The sequence below is a fragment of the Planococcus shenhongbingii genome (genome assembly GCF_030413635.1).
Classification (GTDB): domain Bacteria; phylum Bacillota; class Bacilli; order Bacillales_A; family Planococcaceae; genus Planococcus; species Planococcus shenhongbingii.
On the sequence record NZ_CP129235.1, the window covers coordinates 2,064,610 to 2,082,010 of the forward strand.

The window sequence follows — 17,401 nt, forward strand, 5'->3', positions numbered from 1 at the left end:
ATGAAAACCATCCATCGAATCCGGTTTTTCTTTATTTTTTCTGTCTCTCTATTTTTCTGTCTTCAACGTCCTGCAAAAAAGAAAGGATGTGCTTAAAATAAGCATTCGGGTCGTCCCACATGGCCAATAAACTGCCGTCTTCACAATAAGCCACCCGGGAATTTGGAAGGCGCCTGCCCATTTCTTCAATATCTTCCTCATATAAAGCATCATGGCGACCGGCAATCACCAAAGAAGGACGGGTTATGTCGTTCAGGTTCTCCCAGCGGTCCCAGTCTTTCAGCGCTCCATTTACATCAAACTCTTTATCTCCCATCAATGGCTCCAATACGTTCAAATTTATCCGTTTTTCAGTACGGGCGACAGGTTCAGGCTTGGGATCCAATCTGCAGATGTGCTTCTTTCCATAATATTCCCAATACAGATTTTCATATTCCTGTCCTTCGCTGCCACCGGACTCTTCCAGAGATTTCATTTTTTCAACGACTTCTGCCGGCAGCGCATCTCTGCTTTCGTTACCACTCTTTACAAATGATTTAGTGCTTGCAGTGATGTTGGATATAATCAATCCTTTTAAAGAATCTCCATATTTCAGCGCGTATTCAATGGCCAGCATGCCGCCCCAGCCGTGGCCATAAAGATAAAAATCTGAAAGCCCTAACCCCAATCGCACTTCTTCCACTTCGTCACAAAAACGTTCCAAGTTCCAAAGTTCATCCTGATCCGGTTGATCGGAATAAAAAGAACCCAATTGCTCGTAAAAGTAAATTTCAATTCCTTCAGGCGGCAGATATTCCTGGAAATTTTCTAAGTAATCATGTGTCAATCCCGGACCGCCATGCAACAATAATACTTTGATAGGGCTTTCTCCAACTTTTCTGGTCCATACATGGAATCCATTCCTCAATCTTATGATATTCGTTTGTCCTTCCATCTTTTTTCCTCCTTGTAAGTTTTCATAGATCATTTAAATTATCTTACTATTCAGACTATTAAACAAGCCGTACTGTATATAAATGTGCTCTATGTTCCTCCACAGTAATCATTTTCTTGCACGAATACAAAAAAGGCTGCATAGCTTCCGAAAAGCCTGCAAACCCTTTTACCGATATTTTAATCTCCGCGTTCATAAAGCGTTATGCTTTCCATATAGTTTACGAATCTTCGAAGTTCCCTAGTCTGTTCTCTTGTGATATCGCCCGCTTCATACATGCGGTTTATCTCTGCTCTGCTGGCATCCATTACGATTATGCGCAGTTCTTCTTTCTGCAATTCGAATTGCTCATTGTATTGGGCCTCGGGCCGTTTCAAACCGCTCATCATCTGATTATAATCGGAAATTACCGAATCAATAATTTCTTTATCATCCGAATTCCTTTTATATTCCTCCAGTTTTTTTACTGCTGCTTGCAAGGCTCCCAGCTGGACTTCTTTGCCAATTTGCATGTTGACTAGGCGCGTTTCTTCATCCTTCAAGTACTGTCCTCTGAACCTTTTCCACGCCCTGATAAGTTTGCCTTGCAAATGCACGGTAAGAGAGCGGATATTTTGCCTGATGATTTCTTCCCGGCGTTCCAACGACTTTTCAAACGCCTCATATACTTCTTTATCCATGCTTTTATTCTGAAGCTCTTTAATATAGTTCTTTTCTATATCCAAAGCTATTAATCTTATTTCTTTCGACTTTCTTCTGTGTTTTTTTGTTCTATTTGACGAAATTTCATCCGCAGAAAGTGTCTGTTGAAGCCGCAATTTGTATTCGTCCATCAGTTCATAAGCTGCCACTTCATTTTCTTCGTCCATTTCAGCTTTTATTTTCTTAATGGAAGCCAAGAGGATACGCCTTCTCGCTTCTTCCGTATCCAAAAAGTCCGTTTGTTCCCCTTCTTCCAACATGCCTCTGCTCAGCAAAGGCAATAGAACTGTGGCCGCGACCAAGGTGAATAAAATCGTTCCAGCGGCTAAGAAAATGATCAATGAACGGTTTGGAAAAGACTCTCCATTTTCCAAAAAGAAAGGAATCGATAAGACACCGACCATCGTAACGGTTCCACGAACCCCTGTTAAACTGACAAATAAGGTGGTTTTAAGGCTGGGCTTTGGACTGTCTTCCACTTTTCCAAACCGGTATTCATAAGTCTCAAATAAATAAGCCCATACAAAACGAAGACCCAAAATAACAAGCGCGATTGCGATTACATAGCCGAACAGCATCCATTCGTTGATATTCGGATTCTCAAGCACACCGCTCATCGAAGAAGGGATGTTCAATCCGAGCAGCAGAAAAACAATGCCGTTCAGCACGAACAGCATAATTGTCCATATATTTTCAGCAAGCATCTGTTCTTCCGCTACCAGCGTTTCGGTTCGTTCCCGGATCAATGAATGGACAATCCCAGCAACGACTACAGCGATAACTCCCGAAGCATGCAGCAGATCTTCGGTAATGATGAAAATGATAAAAGGAGTCATGACATGGAGAAGTGATTGAAAAGTGACATCGTTGATGCCTTGCCGGCGCAAAATATAACGGATCCAGATGACAAGCAAGCCCAAAACCAAGCCTAAAACTGCTCCAGCTACAAATTTGTATGAAAAGTCTAATGCCGCTTCAGATAATGAGAAGTAACCCGTCACTACTGCCGCCACTGCGTAGTTGAAAGCGACAAGCCCGGAGGCATCATTGATCAGCGATTCACCCCGGACCAGATTCAATACTTTTTGGGGGATATGAATGCGCTGGGCAATCCCATTGACTGCCACTGGGTCAGTAGGAGATAAAATGGCAGCCAAGGCAAAAGCTGCGCTAAGCGGGATATCATCGATCATCCAATGGATGAAGTACCCACCGGCCACTGTTGTAATCAGCACGAGCAATACCGCATTCCCCAGGATCGGCCCTCTCATCTTCCACAATTCTTCCCGCGGGAAATGCCGGCCATCGTTGTATAAAAGCGGGGCAATAAACAGCAGCAAAAACCATTCTGTTTCGATATCAAAGGTAATATCGTCAAAGATGAAAACAAGGAGTACCCCTAACGCGACTTGAATTAATGCAGTGGGGATAAAAGGGGTATAGTGGCTAACTATATTAGAAATCAGCAAACAACTGATCAACAGCAATACCGTCATCAAAATATCCATATTGGCTCTCCGTTCTCCAGGGGTTAAGGTGTAATCCTTGTATACCCGGAATCACGCGGTTCACTGCATGCCTTCATTAATTTTTCTTTGCCGCTTCCTGTTCCGAATTTATTTCTTCCATTACCGGTTTTTCTTCATGGAGTGTAGCAATCCGGCTTCTTTTATCGATGAAAATATTCTTTTTATGCCATTTGAAGTAACCGCTGTTTTCAGGATAGACCGGTATTCGCAGACGCGCGGACAATCCATAATCGCTGTACTTTTCTTCTGGAATGGTTGCTGAAATTTGCAGCTTGCCATTTGCGTTGATGGTAATGAGTCCGTAAGAATACATCGAATCATGGTTGCTGCACAGTAAAACACCGTTATATGGATCAAGCCGTTCCGGATCTGAACTATCTTTCCATGGTTTTGCGTAACTCGCTTTCAGCACCGGCTCCAAGTCCATTCCGCAAAGAGGACAAGATTTATTCCATAATGGCGTCAGCCGTTTCCGGAATTGCTGCTCACCGCGCTGCATCTTTGTTTTCGCTTCCAGTATCGTTTCGGCGATTAAAGGCACCAAAGGATTATGTTCGGTCGTCCTGATCACTTCAATCGCTAATTCCAGCTGCTCTTCTTCTGGCACATAGACATTCAGCATACTGATGCCTTCCAGCATTTTGATGGCAAGCTCTTCATTGCAGGGATACAGATAACCCGGATTGCCGCTTCCGTCTTCCTGGAAAGCCGCATATTTGACCGGCAGCAAACTGGCAAGCTCATCAAAATGCTCATGTATGCTTAAAGGCTGTTCCAGTTCATGGTACTCGACAGAAACATAATAGCCCTTTTCTTCCTTTCCATTAGCCATGTTAACCGCTATCGGCTTATTCCCCAATCGGCAATTTTCCTTTGCTACACTGAGAGCAACAATATAGCCTTTCACGTAATGAAAAATCCGGTCGCCTTTTTTTATATCCCGCATCCTTTTATAGGAATGCGGCACCATTCCGGACTTATCCCGTTGAGGTGTCCACAACAGACCCATTTTCTTTTCCTCTTGATACGTTTCGCCTTGCATGACAATAAAGCAATTCAATTATTTTTCCTCCTAAACAAATCAAAATGACGGTTTTTCTTTTCCATGCATTCATCATATCGTATATTTCTGCTGCTTGTTTAGAAGTTTGTCCGGATAATTGCCTATAATCCAAGAAAACATAAAAAGCATGCATCTTTTACAGCATACACGCTTTGCACAAAGTCTTATTTGATTCCGGAACTGATGACACTGCGTACAAAATACCTGTTTGCAGCTACGAAAATGATCAATGCGGGTAATGTGGCAACAACGGTCGCCGCCATCATCCGGCCGGGGTTAACGAAGTTGGCTCCTTGAACAAGATTCGCTACTCCAACCGTTACCGTTTTCATTTCATCCGCACTGGTGACGACCGATGGCCATAGGAAGTCATTGTAAATCGTCAGGAAAGTCAAAACAGCTAAAGTGGCAACAACCGGCCGTATCGCTGGGAAAATGACAAACCGCAGTATCTGCCAAAGTGAAGCACCGTCAATAACTGCCGCTTCCTCCAAATCTCTCGGAAAACCTTTCAAAAAACTATAAACCAGAAATACTCCCATCGTATTGGCAGAATAAATTAAAATCAGCGGCGCGAAGGTATTGATCAAGTTCAATTCACGGAAGATATAAAACATCGGAAACAGCGTAACGATGCCCGGTATCGTCAATGCCACCACTACCATGGTGAAAAAAAACTTTTTTCCGGGCAAATTTAAGCGCGCCAATGCATAGGCAGCCAGCACATCGACGAATACCACCAAGGCGGTGCCTGCAATCGTTACGATCCCTGTATTTGCCAACCAGCGAATTACAGGAACATCTGCCGCAACTCCAAAAATACTGCTGTAGTTTTCCAGGGTCCATGCTCTCGGAAATAGCGCTGAAGATGACATGGATTCGCTCAATGCCTTGAACGATGTGAACAGCATGAAAATCAAAGGCAGCAGAAATAAAATTGCAAGCAGGGTGGCAGCGACTAAAATAAATGCATTTTTACTTTTGGATTTTTTCATAGTTCCACTACCTCCTAATCTTTGCGGAATGTGTAGAAATATTGAGCGGCTACAATCAAGACCATGACAAAGCCCATTAGCATCGACATCGCAGAAGCCATCCCTAAGTTGTTCTGGTTAAAGACTACCTGCTGGATGACCATGATCAAGGAAGTTGTACTTTGCGCCGGGCCACCAGCTGTAATGAGCAAAGTTTGGCCATAAAGATTGAAAGACGCAATGACGGTTATGATTGTCAAAAAAACAAAAACTCCTTTAATGGAAGGAAACGTAATATAACTGAATCGCTGCCACCAATTGGCTCCGTCCAAACCAGCAGCTTCATACAAATTCTGGTCCACTTCATCCAAAGCATTGATGAACAAAATCATATTAAATCCAATTGTCCACCACACTGTCGCAATTAATATGGCAATCCAGGCAAGTGGCTGATCGTTGAGCCAGTTCGGTGTGCCAAGACCGAAAGTGTTCATGACATTATTAACATACCCGCCATTCCCAGTAAAAAGCCATTTGAAAATTGCTGAAACGGCAGTAACGGAAACAGCATAAGAAATAAAGAAGACCGTCCGGTAAAATACTTTCAATTTATCCGGGATGCTGTCGACCACTAAAGCCAAAGCTAAACTGATCACCACAAGCGGCACCACACTAATGGCCACGAAAATCAACGTGTTCTTTAATCCATTGTAAAAAGCATTGCTGTAAACATTGCCAGGTGTCAGGATCGACACGTAGTTATCAAGACCGACAAATCCCCCATTCCCTCCAAAAATAGACCATTGATGAAAACTGATATAAAGGCCGTATACGAATGGCACAATTAAGAATAAGGTAAAGCAGATCAGAAATGGCAAAAATAAAATAATGGACCAGGTTTTTGAAATCCGCATAGACAAAACACCCCCGATTATTTAAATAGAACGGCATTTCACTGATTTACAGTAGGAAATGCCGTTCATTTATATTTCTTTATCAACCAGTTACTGAGGTGCTGTCTCTGCGACTTGTTTCGCTTGCTCTGTCGCTTTTTTCAGTTCGCTCATCAGTGTTTCTTTTGTAATATTTGCGTCCCCGACAACTTTCGGATATACATTTTCTACTACATAACGGACCTGTTCGCGATACTGATACAATTTAGGAGCACCTTCGAAAGACTCAAATTGTTTGATGTTCTGCGCGGAAAGCGGGTATTTTTCAGGATCGGCTTCCACCAATTCCATTGTCGGTATATGCGTAGGCGCTTGTCCGCTATCTGCCCAGTTGATCAAATTTTCAGGTGTATACATGTATTTCAGAAATTCCGCAAGTCCAGCCATGCGCTCCTCATCGGTTACTGAAGAAGGCAGGGCAAGTGTATGTCCAGCGCCGTAAACACCCGGCTGCTCTGCGATTACTGGGACAGAAGCGATTCCTAAATCATCTCCATAGGCTTCTTTTACAGCTTGGTAATACCAGGGACCCGTTAATGCCGTGGCCGTCTGAACGGCACTGCCGCCTTCATCCACTTGTTTCATGAAAGCCTGGAATTCTCCATCCAGCCCTAAGCCTTGGGGAGATATTTTGTCTTTAAAAATCATATCGTGGTAAATCATTAACGCATCAGCCAGTTCTTCTTGAGAAAAGTTCACATGATTGTCTTCAACCATATTGATTCCATTTTGAGCTGCTACTGTCATAATGAACCATTCCCCAAGGCCTGCACTTGGGACCCCTGTCGCAAACAGGTTGGGATCTTGTTGCTGGAGCGTAGTCGTTAATTTTGCAAAATCCTCATAGGTTTGAGGAGCTTCAGGAGCCAGTTTTTTATTATAGAACATGGTCATGGGATGGATATCTAGAGGCAGCGCAAAGACACCGTCATCAAAAGTCACTTGTTCTTTTGCAACAGGATGAAAATCGTCTGGGCTAATTCCAGCAGTTTCCATTAAACTGCTGATGTCTTGAATCATGCCATCTTGCTTGAATGTTTCAAGCAAATCCGTATGGATCATAACTAAATCATAATTTCCAGTTTTGAATTTCGTGTAATGATCTTTTTCCTGGGATTCTTTGATTACATACTTATCTTGCGATTCATTAAAGCCATTGGTGATTTTTTTCATATAATCTCCGTCTCCGCCAGTAAACCCGTTAATGAAGGTCAATTCAATTTTTCCGTCAGCGGTTTCTCCACTGCCAGAACCGCCGCCGCATCCCGATAATATTAAAACTGAAATAATAGCGAGATACAATAAAAAATTTTTCATCAATTTAGCCCCCTTTTTTAATGTTAGCGCTTACATTTATCCTTAAAATATAGCGATATCCTTATTTCTCCACTCCTTCCTAATAAATCAGAAATTTCAACTATTTTGAATATTTTTCTTAATAATATTATAATCCGAGCCGCAAAGCAAATTCAGCAGCAAAACATACATCTTCTGCACTAATTCCTTCTTCGTAATTTTTCTAAACCACTTTTTCTATAATCGGCATTTTATTCAATTTAGAACGAGAAAAAACCGGCCATATAAAGTTCCAAATTTTGGCCTAAGTAGTTGAATACATTGAATTGTTCTTGCCCAATTTAAAGAGCTTGATCCAACAATGAATCAAGCTCTTGGTTTTTCATTTAAAGATTAAGTATTAAAGCTGATTTCTTACCTTCCCTCATCAACCGGAACTTCAATGTGCCGGAACGCTGCCATTTCGAATAAACCGCAATCGGTGATCTTCAAATGGGGAATAACTGGCAAAGACAAAAAAGATAAAGTGAGAAAGGCATTAAAGTGAGACGGAGCGCCCAGTTTTGAAAGGGCTTTATCCACTTGCTTTAATTCCTTATAGACTTCTTCAAAGGTTTCTTCAGACATCAGTCCCGCTACCGGCAGCGGAAGTTCTGCCAACACTTCCCCTTTTTCCGCCACCGTGAGTCCGCCTCCCATTCTCTCGAGCGCATCAACAGCGCGTAAGATATCTGCATCATTGGTTCCGACCGCGATGATATTGTGCGAATCGTGCGCGACAGTAGTCGCAATGGCTCCGCTTTTCAATCCGAGCCCTTTGACAATGCCAAGGCCGATATTTCCAGTGGCGCGATGTCTTTCGACCACTGCGATTTTAAGCAGATCTTTTTGAATGTCCGACAGGAAATAGCCGTCTATCGTCTCTACTTCTTCAACTAAATGCTCCGTTATGAGGCTATTGGGATTGATACCGATAATATTCGCTTTTGTGCTTTTTCCTAAATGGATCTGCAAGTCTTTTTGAGTATATCGGCTAAGATTTACCGTCTCCCGCACTTTTTCGGTAGTTGCCCCAGAAGAATCGGGCCCCGCGTATCGACCATTTGCAGCCGCAAGCTTGCCTTTTTTATAAACTTCACAAATTGTAAATTCTTCCAGATTGTCGAGGAGGATAAAATCCGCATCAAATCCGGGGGCAATTGCGCCTTTTGTATGCAGACCGTAGCATTGTGCCGCATTGAGACTTGCCATGGAGATCGCTGTAATTGGATTAATGCCATATTGTATGGCGGCCCTGACGTTAAAATCGATGCTGCCTTCTTCGATTAAGTCGTCCAAATGCTTATCATCCGTGCAAAATAAACAGCGGTGTGCATTGTTTTCATTAACTGCTTCGAGTAGCGCTGACAGGTTTTTGGCTACTGAACCTTCCCTTAGCATGACATACATGCCTCGCTGCAGCCGTATAACCGCTTCTTCTTTGGTGACACATTCATGATCTGTCAATATGCCGGCAGTGCGGTAGACATTGATGTCATTTTCTTTTAATCCGGACGCATGGCCGTCTATTTGCCTGCTAAGCAATAGCTTGTCTAGCATGCCGTCTTTACCGTTCAAAACAGAAGGGAAATCCATCACTTCCGCTATCCCTAAAACGCGGTCACGGCCGATAAACTTCTGCAAATCATTTGAACTCAGTGTAGCGCCTGAGTTTTCAAAAGAAGTTGCCGGCACACTAGAAGGCAGCATAACAAGTATATCCAGCATGGCAGATTCGGAATCGTTCAGCATAAATTCAATGCCTTCGGATCCACTGACATTCGCAATTTCATGCGGATCAGTAATGACAGTGGTCACTCCGTGAGGCAGCACGACCTGGGAAAACTGATGGGGAGTCACCATTGACGATTCTATATGGACATGGGCATCAATCAAGCCCGGGCAAATATACCGTCCGGCAGCATCAATTTCCTTTTCGCCTTCATATTCCCCGATGCCAACAATCACGCCGTCTGTAATGGCAATGTCTCCTTGAGTCAGTTCTTTCGTAAAGACATTCACAATATTTGCGTTGCGAATCACCAGCTCGGCTGCTTGTTGTTTATTTGCTGTGAAAATTCTCTTTTTCAGCTGTTCACGTTCCATAAATTTTTCTTCCTCCTTATTTTTCCTGAAAGCGTTACGTAGAAAAGAAATTTCCGTTCAGCGCATCAATATACCGCTGTGCTGATTTTTGCACTTTTTCATCCGCATCTTCCTTTATTATCCGGTGGAAAGCATCGTAAATCCGATAATAGTTGATCCCGTTCAAATAATCTGCCATCCTTTGGATGGTTGATGCCGGCAATGGAATGAAATTAGGATAGCTGTACATAAAAGTGACCCAATGGAAGTCTGGCGTTACCCGGACAATATCTCCGGAAAATATAATGCCTTTTTGGCATTCGAGCACAGTCGCCCCTTTAAAATGCCCGCCGAGTTTATGCAGTATCAATCCTTCATGCAGTTCAATCGACTGTCCTGACCAGAATATGATTTTTTCACTTTGCCGGGTCACCCACTGCCTGTCGTCTTCATGAATATAAATATCGGCATTGAACGCATCGGCCCATTCCACTTGGCTTGCATAATAATGTGGATGAGAGATTGCGATGGCGTCAACACCTCCCAGGTCTTTTATTTCCTCAATTGTCGTAGGATCGATATAGGTAATACAATCCCATAATAGATTAAACCCTTTCTCTCGCACTAAATAGGCTGTCTGGCCAATAGCAAAACTAGGTTTTGTAACAATACTGTGAATTTCCTCTTCATCCTCCGCAATCCAATTTTTATAAGGAGCCCCTTTCATCATACATTCCAAAGTGGTCCAGCTTTGCCCCATCGGGTTGATATATTGCCGTTCTTCGTTGCAGATTTTGCACTGGCTCGGTGGAACAGCAGAATTCTCATATTGCATACCGCATGTTTCGCAAATGTATCTTTCCACGAAAACCCCTCTTTTCTAATTCCGGCACATCTGGTGAAATAAGTATAATGCAATATTCAGGTAATTTATATGTTCTTTTTGAAAGCTAAGTCAATAAATAAAGCGGATTCGAAAAAATCGATTCCGCTTTTACCTGTATTTAGACAGTTTGCAGTTTCTTCTTGATGAACCTTATAATCTGCTGCAATTCATCGGCAGACGGGCGTCCATAAGGACTAGTCTGCCTTTGCTGATAAAGCAATTCCCCGTTTTCATCCATCAAAAAATAGGCCGGTTCACCATGTATTCCTGTATCCTCGTATGGGGACTCTTCACCGTGCAGATAGACGCCGTATTGCTTTAAAAACTCTTGGTTTTCATCTGCTAATACTGGAAAAGATAATTGAAGTTTGTCTGACATTTTTTTCAAATCTGCAAGCATATCTGTAGAAATAGCAATCAGGCGAATGTTTTCCCCGGTAAAATATGTTTTATTGCTTTCCAAGTCTTTAAGCGCTTTGATGCAGGCTAAACACCAGGACTCCCTGAAAAACACAATGAAGTGCCATCCTTTATCTGTTTTTTTCTGTGATTCAAAAGAAAAATTTCCCCAGATATTGCTGGCAGTATAAAATCAGGCATCGCTTCTCCCAAGCTGAATACAGGCATTGTAAAACCTCCTCAGTTTTATATCATAATCTAAAGCCTGGCTTTATAAATTCCTTGTTCCATGTTTAAAACTTGAAAATAGCGGAATAATACTTCTTAAGACAAAAAATGAAAGCAGGTAGCATAAACATGGCCATGGAAATCGAAACATTACCTTCAACCCAGTCAAGAATTGCCCAGCATACGCCAGACCTTATTAACGGAGAAATTGAACGTCAAATTGAAGCAAATGTAAATTACTTTAAAGGGCAAGACAGAGAAACAATCCAGCAACGCGTCATTGAATTGGAAAAGGAATGGGATGCGCAGCGCATATTGGAAGTGAACTTGGCTTCGATTGCATTAACTTCTTCTATTCTTGGCATAATTTCCAATAAGAAATGGATGTATCTCAGTGGAGCTGCCAGTCTTTTCATGATTCAGCAGGCTGTACAAGGCTGGTGCCCTCCTTTGCCGCTGCTTCGAAAAATGGGTGCAAGAACAGGAAATGAGATCAGTTTGGAGAAACAAGCTCTTAAGAATCTGCTAGATGAAAATAAATAAGAAAAGAGAATGCCTTATAGAAGGCATTCTTTTTTTCGGGTTGTCACGAAATTCTCTTCAGCTTTTTCATTTCGCTCCAGGCGGGACGCTTTCCGCGGACTTGGCTTCAGCAGCTTCCTTCGCTTTGCTCAGTCCAGGGTCTTCAGCTCATGTTATTTCCGCAGGAAGCGAACTGTGCAAAAGTACTTTTGCACGGTTCGTTTGCGACGAAGCTAGCGCAGCGATGCAGGAGCACATCTTTGCCCTTCGCCCACCTTCCGCTGTATTCAACTTCCTTTTGTCACCTTTAGAGATTCTCTAAAAGTGTGACTGTTTGAGAAAGCTCTCGAATGTTTGTGCTTGCTCTTTAGATATGGAGCCAACCAGCGGAGAAAACCCTACTGTCTCTGCATCGCTTCGCTAGCTTCGAGACATGAAAGTGCGCTGCTCCTGCGCAAGCTCGTCGCAAAGACTTAGCAGCTTGGCGCTCGCCTACGGCTGAAAACATATGCTCCTGTAGCGCTGCGCGCTTCGTCGCAAAGACATTGGCCGAGGTTTGTGAGGCCAAGTCTTTGCAGCTGGTTGGTGGAATATCGGTTAAGGGATGACCATAAGTACAAGTTTGACTTTCTCATCAAGCTTAAAAAAAGAGAATGCCTATCAAAGGCATTCTCTTTTTACTGAACTTATAAATTTCCGTCATTCGGTTTGTTATCTTCTGCTTGTGCTTTCGCTTCAAATTTGTCCAATTGGCGTTTCGCAAAATCCCGGCCGCCGATGCCGAACGAAATGGCGAATGCCACAGCCAGTCCAGCGATGATGAACAGGAATGCCAAATTGACGATGCTTGTGGCAAAATTCAATTGGTCAAGCGTCATAAATACTGCAATGATGATAATCGCGTATTTGACAATTGCACCGTACATGCGGTTTCCAGAAGCACGCTGGATGTAATTTCCAAGCAAGTTGGCGCCGATTATGCCGAGGCCCAAAATGATAAGTCCGCTTAACACAAGCGGCAAGTAGCCAATGATGGAAGTCCCGATATTGTTAAGCACTTCCAGCTCCAAAACGTTCAACGCTTCAACTGTGAAGAAAACGATAATCAATACTTGAACAATTTTCCCGATAATTGTAGCCAAATCAAGCGTTGGCATATTCGGTCTCGAACCCGAGTTCAACGACTGGGAAATATTATCAAGTCCCGTACCTTTCAAGAGGCTGGCCAGCAAATCGCCGATAAATCTACCGATTGCCACCCCGACTAAAATCAGGATAATCGCAACAAAAATATTCGGAATCATATTTAGCACTTGGTTGAGCATGTCGGAAACCGGACGCGAAATCGAATCGATATTCAACGTTTCAAGTGCCACTGTGATGATTGGAATCAAGACTAGAACGAAAACAACATTTGCAAGAACGTTTGCTAATGTGTTTTTATTGCTTGCAGACATTTTTTCCGGAGTTCCAGTTTTGTTTGTCAATTTGTTGAACCATTTGTCGATATTAATTGTAGTCAGAAGGGTTGCAACCAGATTCTTTACAAATTTAGCGACGAAATAGCCAAGTATGAGGATAATCGCTGCCATCAGCAAGTTTGGTATGAAGGCTAGCAATTTGTCCATCATATTTGTAATGGGTGCTGCTACGGCTCTCATATTCAGTTGATCAAACACACTAGGCAGGAACAGGATGAAAATTAAGTAGTATAAAATTTTGCCGATCGAGTCCAGTTTACTGTTCGCATCTTCCTGCGTCTTTGCCATATGGCCCTTGACCATGGCATTGGGTGCTCCAGCTTTTTTCAGTCCTTTCGTAAAAATTGCACGGACGATTGTGGCAACGAGCCAAGCGACTAATAACAACAGAATGGCGCCAATGACGTTGGGCAGGAAATTCACAATTGTGGTTCCCATGTCCCGAAAAGCTCCCGTGAATTGGTTCATAGACTTCTCCCTCCATTTTTCGTTTTTTTTGCAATTTATATATGATTGCTTCTTCCATATTCCCCGTATGTTTCCATCTAAACAATATTTTTTTATTATTTTTTCAATTTTATGATATAACTTCTGTATAACGTTGCTTTACCCAAATTTTTAAGATACCTAACATTTTAAATAAAAAACAAACGGTCGAACTGCATTTTCGGCCATTTGTATAATATTTAATGATCATAACGGAGATAAGAGGTTTCGAAGCTCCGCGCACTTGCACACCCTAACTGATTTCGAGTCAACCCCCTTCAGCTTCTTGAATACCTCTTCAGTATGGCATAATGATTTCAGTACAATTGATGACTTTATAAATCATTGAATAATTGCTGAATAGACGTTTATTTTATAAAAGCGATACAAAAAAACGGCAGTCCGACTGCCGCTTTTTGCGTTGCATTTCTTCAATCTTTATTTTTTCATATTAGCCAATTGCTTCATTACTGCCGGAATTAGCGGGTCGCCAACCGGTAATTCCGAAACTTGTCGGAAAGCATCCTCATATCCTTTTTCTTTAACCAATTTCTGCAATTCGCGCGCTTCATCGTCTTCATCATTTTCGTAAAGCAGCACGGCTGCAATCACAGTGGCCAAGTTGACCGGCTCTTTTCCGGTTAGCTGCAGATAAAGGCTTGCCGGGCGGACCAAACGGTCATTACTTCCTAATTTCCGGATTGGACTTCTCCCGACACGTGTAACGAAGTCTGAAACATATGGATTTCGGAACCGGCCGATGATTTTCCGGGTATATGCTTCGTGCTGGGCACTGTCAAAATGATGCAATTGAATCAGTACTTCTCCCGTTTCCCGAAGCACCCCTTGTAGAATGCGTTCAATTCCTTCATCATCCATCGCTTCATTGATCGTTTGATGTCCTCTATAGCGGCCTAAATAAGCTGGGACAGTATGGCCGGTATTCACTGTGAAAAGTTTGCGCTCTATATAAGGATTCAAATCATCCACGTAGGTGATGCCTTTTACGGGTGGCCGTTGCCCTTTGATTGCCGGCTGCTCAACAACCCATTCATAGTATGGCTCTACGGCTACGCCAAGCAGATCGCCGCTGCGCTGATCCGGGACTATCCGGTCTACAGCAGCATTGGGAAAGCCAATCAATTCGTCAGCCATGTTTCTTTCTTCCACGGATAAATGCTTATAGACATGTTCTTTCAACACAGAACTGCCATTGATCATATTTTCACAGGCGATGACATTCAATGGCTCCGGGCGGTTCTGAAATCTTCTTTTCAACCCTTCAGCCAGCAACCCCGAAATCGCAGGCAGCACATTCGGTCCTACCGCTGCCGTGACAAGGTCTGCTTTGCTCAGAAATTCAGCTGCTTCTTCTGCATTCGACATGCTGTTGATGCCCCATACATTGTCGACCCGTATCACTTCTCTTTCCGTAGCCGATAAAGTGACTTCGTATTCTTTCTTTTCATTTAGTGCATTGATGACTGATTCGTTGACATCGAGAAAAAGCATGTTGTATCCCGATTGATTGAGTAGAAGGCCGATGAACCCCCGGCCGATGTTTCCTGCCCCGAAATGCACTGCCTGCATTTACCCCACCTCGCTAAAGAGATCCAGGATTTCCTCTTCTGATCGGGCATTCAAAATTTTATCGATGTTTTCTTCTTCCGAACAGACAATTGCGATATTCGAAAGAATTTCTAGGTGCTCGTTCCCTTTTCCAGCAATCCCGATGAATATCTTAGCCAGATTGCCATCTCCAAAGTCAATTCCATCTGGTACAGTTACAACACAAATACCCGTTTCAAAGACATTTTTTTTGGCATCTTCCGTACCATGCGGAATCGCCAGGAAGTTCCCCATATAAGTGGAAGCCATTTCTTCCCGTTCAAACATTTTATCGATATAACCGGCATCGACATATCCTTGCCTTACAAGAATCTCTCCTGTGTATCGAATTGCTTCTTCTTTCCCGCTCAACGGCACATTCAATTTGATATTTTCTCTGCTCAATACTTCTTTCGCCATCCAAATCACTCCCACTGGAATTTTTCTTTTAGATTGCTGCTACTGATTTTTCAAACGTCTCGCCAGCTTATCGTATTCCGGGCTGTTCATGAAATTCTCTACTGAAATATGTTCAGCATTCGGCAGTTTCGCTTTTGCTCGGTCAGTCAAATCTTTATGGGTAACTACGATGTCTGCATCTTCCGGAAGCTGGTTGATTGCTGTATTGGACACCGGTACATCGATACTTTCTTTTTTGAATTTGTTTCTGAGCAGCGAAGCCCCCATGGCACTTGATCCCATTCCGGCGTCGCAAGCGAAAACGACTTTTCGGATCTCTTCCGTGTTTTTAAGCGGAGCCGCATTGACCGGCTGAGTATTATCAGCTTCAACCCGGTCACCTGAAGTCATCCCCACAACTTCCTTCGCTGGTTTTGGAGTCAAGTAACCAGTTGCATCGCTTTTCTTGCCTTTCATTTCTTCCATTCTTCCCGCTGCCGACGCTAAATCTTCATCTTCCACTTTGCTGGTTTTCAATACGACAGATGCAACAGCAAACGATACCGCTGCCGCTACGACCACTCCGGAAATGACGCCCAAGTAATTTCCTTGCGGCGTCAAAGCAAGCAATGCGAAAATGCTGCCGGGAGACGGTGTTGCCGGCAGACCGGCATTAAATACGGTAAATGTGAATACGCCGCTCATCCCGCCGGCAATTACAGCCAGAAGCAAAATGGGTTTCATTAAGACATATGGGAAATAAATTTCATGAATCCCGCCCAGGAATTGGATGATGGCTGCTCCTGGCGCGGACGCTTTTGAAATCCCTTTGCCGAATACCGAGAAAGCCAAAAGCACACCAAGCCCTGGACCTGGATTTGTCTCGAGCAGGAACAAAATGGATTTTCCTGCATCTGCCGCTTGTTCCACACCCAATGGGCTCAGAATCCCATGGTTAATGGCATTGTTCAAGAAGAGGATTTTCGCCGGTTCAATGATGATGCTCGCAAGCGGCAATAATCCCATATCGACAATCACTTCAACGCCATTGGCCAGTGTATTCGTCAACGTATTGACGATCGGCCCGACGAAGAAAACAGCGATTCCCGCCAGGAATGCCCCTAAAATACCAGCGGAAAAGTTATTATAAAGCATTTCAAAACCGACTCTGATTCTATGCTGGAACCAGCCGTCTATTAATTTCATCGCAAACCCGGCAAGCGGACCCATGATCATGGCTCCAAGGAACATCGGAATTTCAGCTCCGACAATAACCCCCATTGTTGCTATGGCCCCAAGTACACCACCGCGAAAATCGTAGACGAGCCGCCCGCCTGTGAACCCGATCAATAAGGGCAACAAATATGTGATCATTGGGCCGACCAGCGAACCCAAAGTTTCATTCGGGAACCAGCCATCCGGTATGAACAAAGCAGTAATAAGACCCCAAGCAATAAAGGCACCGATATTTGGCATGATCATTCCACTCAAATAACTTCCGAAGCGCTGGATTCGCGCACGGACGCTTGCATCAGCCATATTAATCCCTCTCTTCTCCAATTTTATCAATGTCGATGATAAGTTCAGCCATACTGAAGGCATAAATAATTGGGCTTAACAATTTGCCTGCCACTTCCTTTTGGCATACCGAATCTAAGAATGAAAAGGCCGACCGTATTACACGTTTTACCACCTCTACTCTCTTTTGAGTAAAATCTTAAAGTAGGTGCATGAATTCACTTAAATAGTAGCATATTCCTATCATTGACGATAGATAATGCCTGAATTTTCAGACATTTAGAACCGGAACATGATGG

At 43.2% G+C, this 17,401-nt stretch carries 14 protein-coding genes; 1 reads left to right on the forward strand and 13 read right to left on the reverse strand.

The window, feature by feature from the left end; genetic code table 11:
- Positions 1-31: 31 nt before the first annotated feature.
- The 9 genes from QWY16_RS10220 to QWY16_RS10260 form a co-directional block, all read right to left on the reverse strand.
- Entirely contained in the window at positions 32-934 is a 903-nt protein-coding gene (locus QWY16_RS10220; protein ID WP_300989130.1) for a proline iminopeptidase-family hydrolase, read from the reverse strand.
- Between the two features lie 179 nt (positions 935-1,113).
- Complete coding sequence (locus QWY16_RS10225) at positions 1,114-3,144, reverse strand: Na+/H+ antiporter (protein WP_300989131.1); 2,031 nt, start codon at positions 3,142-3,144, stop codon at positions 1,114-1,116.
- A 76-nt stretch (positions 3,145-3,220) separates the two neighbouring features.
- On the reverse strand, positions 3,221-4,225 hold the full coding sequence (locus QWY16_RS10230; protein WP_300989132.1) for an HNH endonuclease: 1,005 nt from the start codon (positions 4,223-4,225) through the stop codon (positions 3,221-3,223).
- A gap of 167 nt (positions 4,226-4,392) precedes the next feature.
- Entirely contained in the window at positions 4,393-5,223 is an 831-nt protein-coding gene (locus QWY16_RS10235) for a carbohydrate ABC transporter permease (protein ID WP_300989133.1), read from the reverse strand.
- Positions 5,224-5,237: 14 nt separating this feature from the next.
- Entirely contained in the window at positions 5,238-6,116 is an 879-nt protein-coding gene (locus QWY16_RS10240) for a carbohydrate ABC transporter permease (protein ID WP_300989134.1), read from the reverse strand.
- Between the two features lie 90 nt (positions 6,117-6,206).
- Entirely contained in the window at positions 6,207-7,472 is a 1,266-nt protein-coding gene (locus tag QWY16_RS10245; protein WP_300989135.1) for a type 2 periplasmic-binding domain-containing protein, read from the reverse strand.
- Positions 7,473-7,865: 393 nt separating this feature from the next.
- Positions 7,866-9,596, reverse strand: coding sequence for an adenine deaminase (ade, locus tag QWY16_RS10250; RefSeq protein WP_300989136.1), 1,731 nt, complete (start codon positions 9,594-9,596; stop codon positions 7,866-7,868).
- A 34-nt stretch (positions 9,597-9,630) separates the two neighbouring features.
- Complete coding sequence (locus QWY16_RS10255) at positions 9,631-10,440, reverse strand: MBL fold metallo-hydrolase (protein ID WP_300989137.1); 810 nt, start codon at positions 10,438-10,440, stop codon at positions 9,631-9,633.
- Between the two features lie 139 nt (positions 10,441-10,579).
- Positions 10,580-10,975: a peroxiredoxin family protein gene (locus QWY16_RS10260; protein ID WP_367281314.1), complete on the reverse strand. Its 396-nt coding sequence runs from the start codon at positions 10,973-10,975 to the stop codon at positions 10,580-10,582.
- Between the two features lie 242 nt (positions 10,976-11,217).
- Between QWY16_RS10260 and QWY16_RS10265 the strand changes: the two genes are divergently transcribed.
- Complete coding sequence (locus QWY16_RS10265; protein WP_300989138.1) at positions 11,218-11,631, forward strand: DUF2892 domain-containing protein; 414 nt, start codon at positions 11,218-11,220, stop codon at positions 11,629-11,631.
- Positions 11,632-12,296: 665 nt separating this feature from the next.
- Here QWY16_RS10265 and QWY16_RS10270 read toward each other — a convergent pair.
- From QWY16_RS10270 to QWY16_RS10285, 4 genes are all read right to left on the reverse strand, one after another.
- Positions 12,297-13,559: a mechanosensitive ion channel gene (locus QWY16_RS10270; protein ID WP_300989139.1), complete on the reverse strand. Its 1,263-nt coding sequence runs from the start codon at positions 13,557-13,559 to the stop codon at positions 12,297-12,299.
- A 456-nt stretch (positions 13,560-14,015) separates the two neighbouring features.
- A complete protein-coding gene (locus QWY16_RS10275; RefSeq protein ID WP_300989140.1) occupies positions 14,016-15,167 on the reverse strand; it encodes a mannitol-1-phosphate 5-dehydrogenase in 1,152 nt (383 codons plus the stop codon).
- Entirely contained in the window at positions 15,168-15,605 is a 438-nt protein-coding gene (locus QWY16_RS10280) for a PTS mannitol transporter subunit IIA (protein WP_300989141.1), read from the reverse strand.
- A gap of 39 nt (positions 15,606-15,644) precedes the next feature.
- Positions 15,645-17,123, reverse strand: coding sequence for a PTS mannitol transporter subunit IIBC (locus QWY16_RS10285; protein WP_300989142.1), 1,479 nt, complete (start codon positions 17,121-17,123; stop codon positions 15,645-15,647).
- Positions 17,124-17,401: the final 278 nt, after the last annotated feature.

Bases quoted from the DNA above. Each gene is read 5' to 3' on its own strand.
- QWY16_RS10220 (WP_300989130.1), bottom strand. From the start codon at position 934: ATGGAAGGACAAACGAATATCATAAGATTGAGGAATGGATTCCATGTA.
- QWY16_RS10225 (WP_300989131.1), bottom strand. From the start codon at position 3,144: ATGGATATTTTGATGACGGTATTGCTGTTGATCAGTTGTTTGCTGATT.
- QWY16_RS10235 (WP_300989133.1), bottom strand. From the start codon at position 5,223: ATGAAAAAATCCAAAAGTAAAAATGCATTTATTTTAGTCGCTGCCACC.
- QWY16_RS10240 (WP_300989134.1), bottom strand. From the start codon at position 6,116: ATGCGGATTTCAAAAACCTGGTCCATTATTTTATTTTTGCCATTTCTG.
- QWY16_RS10245 (WP_300989135.1), bottom strand. From the start codon at position 7,472: ATGAAAAATTTTTTATTGTATCTCGCTATTATTTCAGTTTTAATATTA.
- ade (WP_300989136.1), bottom strand. From the start codon at position 9,596: ATGGAACGTGAACAGCTGAAAAAGAGAATTTTCACAGCAAATAAACAA.
- QWY16_RS10265 (WP_300989138.1), top strand. From the start codon at position 11,218: ATGGCCATGGAAATCGAAACATTACCTTCAACCCAGTCAAGAATTGCC.
- QWY16_RS10270 (WP_300989139.1), bottom strand. From the start codon at position 13,559: ATGAACCAATTCACGGGAGCTTTTCGGGACATGGGAACCACAATTGTG.
- QWY16_RS10275 (WP_300989140.1), bottom strand. From the start codon at position 15,167: ATGCAGGCAGTGCATTTCGGGGCAGGAAACATCGGCCGGGGGTTCATC.
- QWY16_RS10280 (WP_300989141.1), bottom strand. From the start codon at position 15,605: ATGGCGAAAGAAGTATTGAGCAGAGAAAATATCAAATTGAATGTGCCG.
- QWY16_RS10285 (WP_300989142.1), bottom strand. From the start codon at position 17,123: ATGGCTGATGCAAGCGTCCGTGCGCGAATCCAGCGCTTCGGAAGTTAT.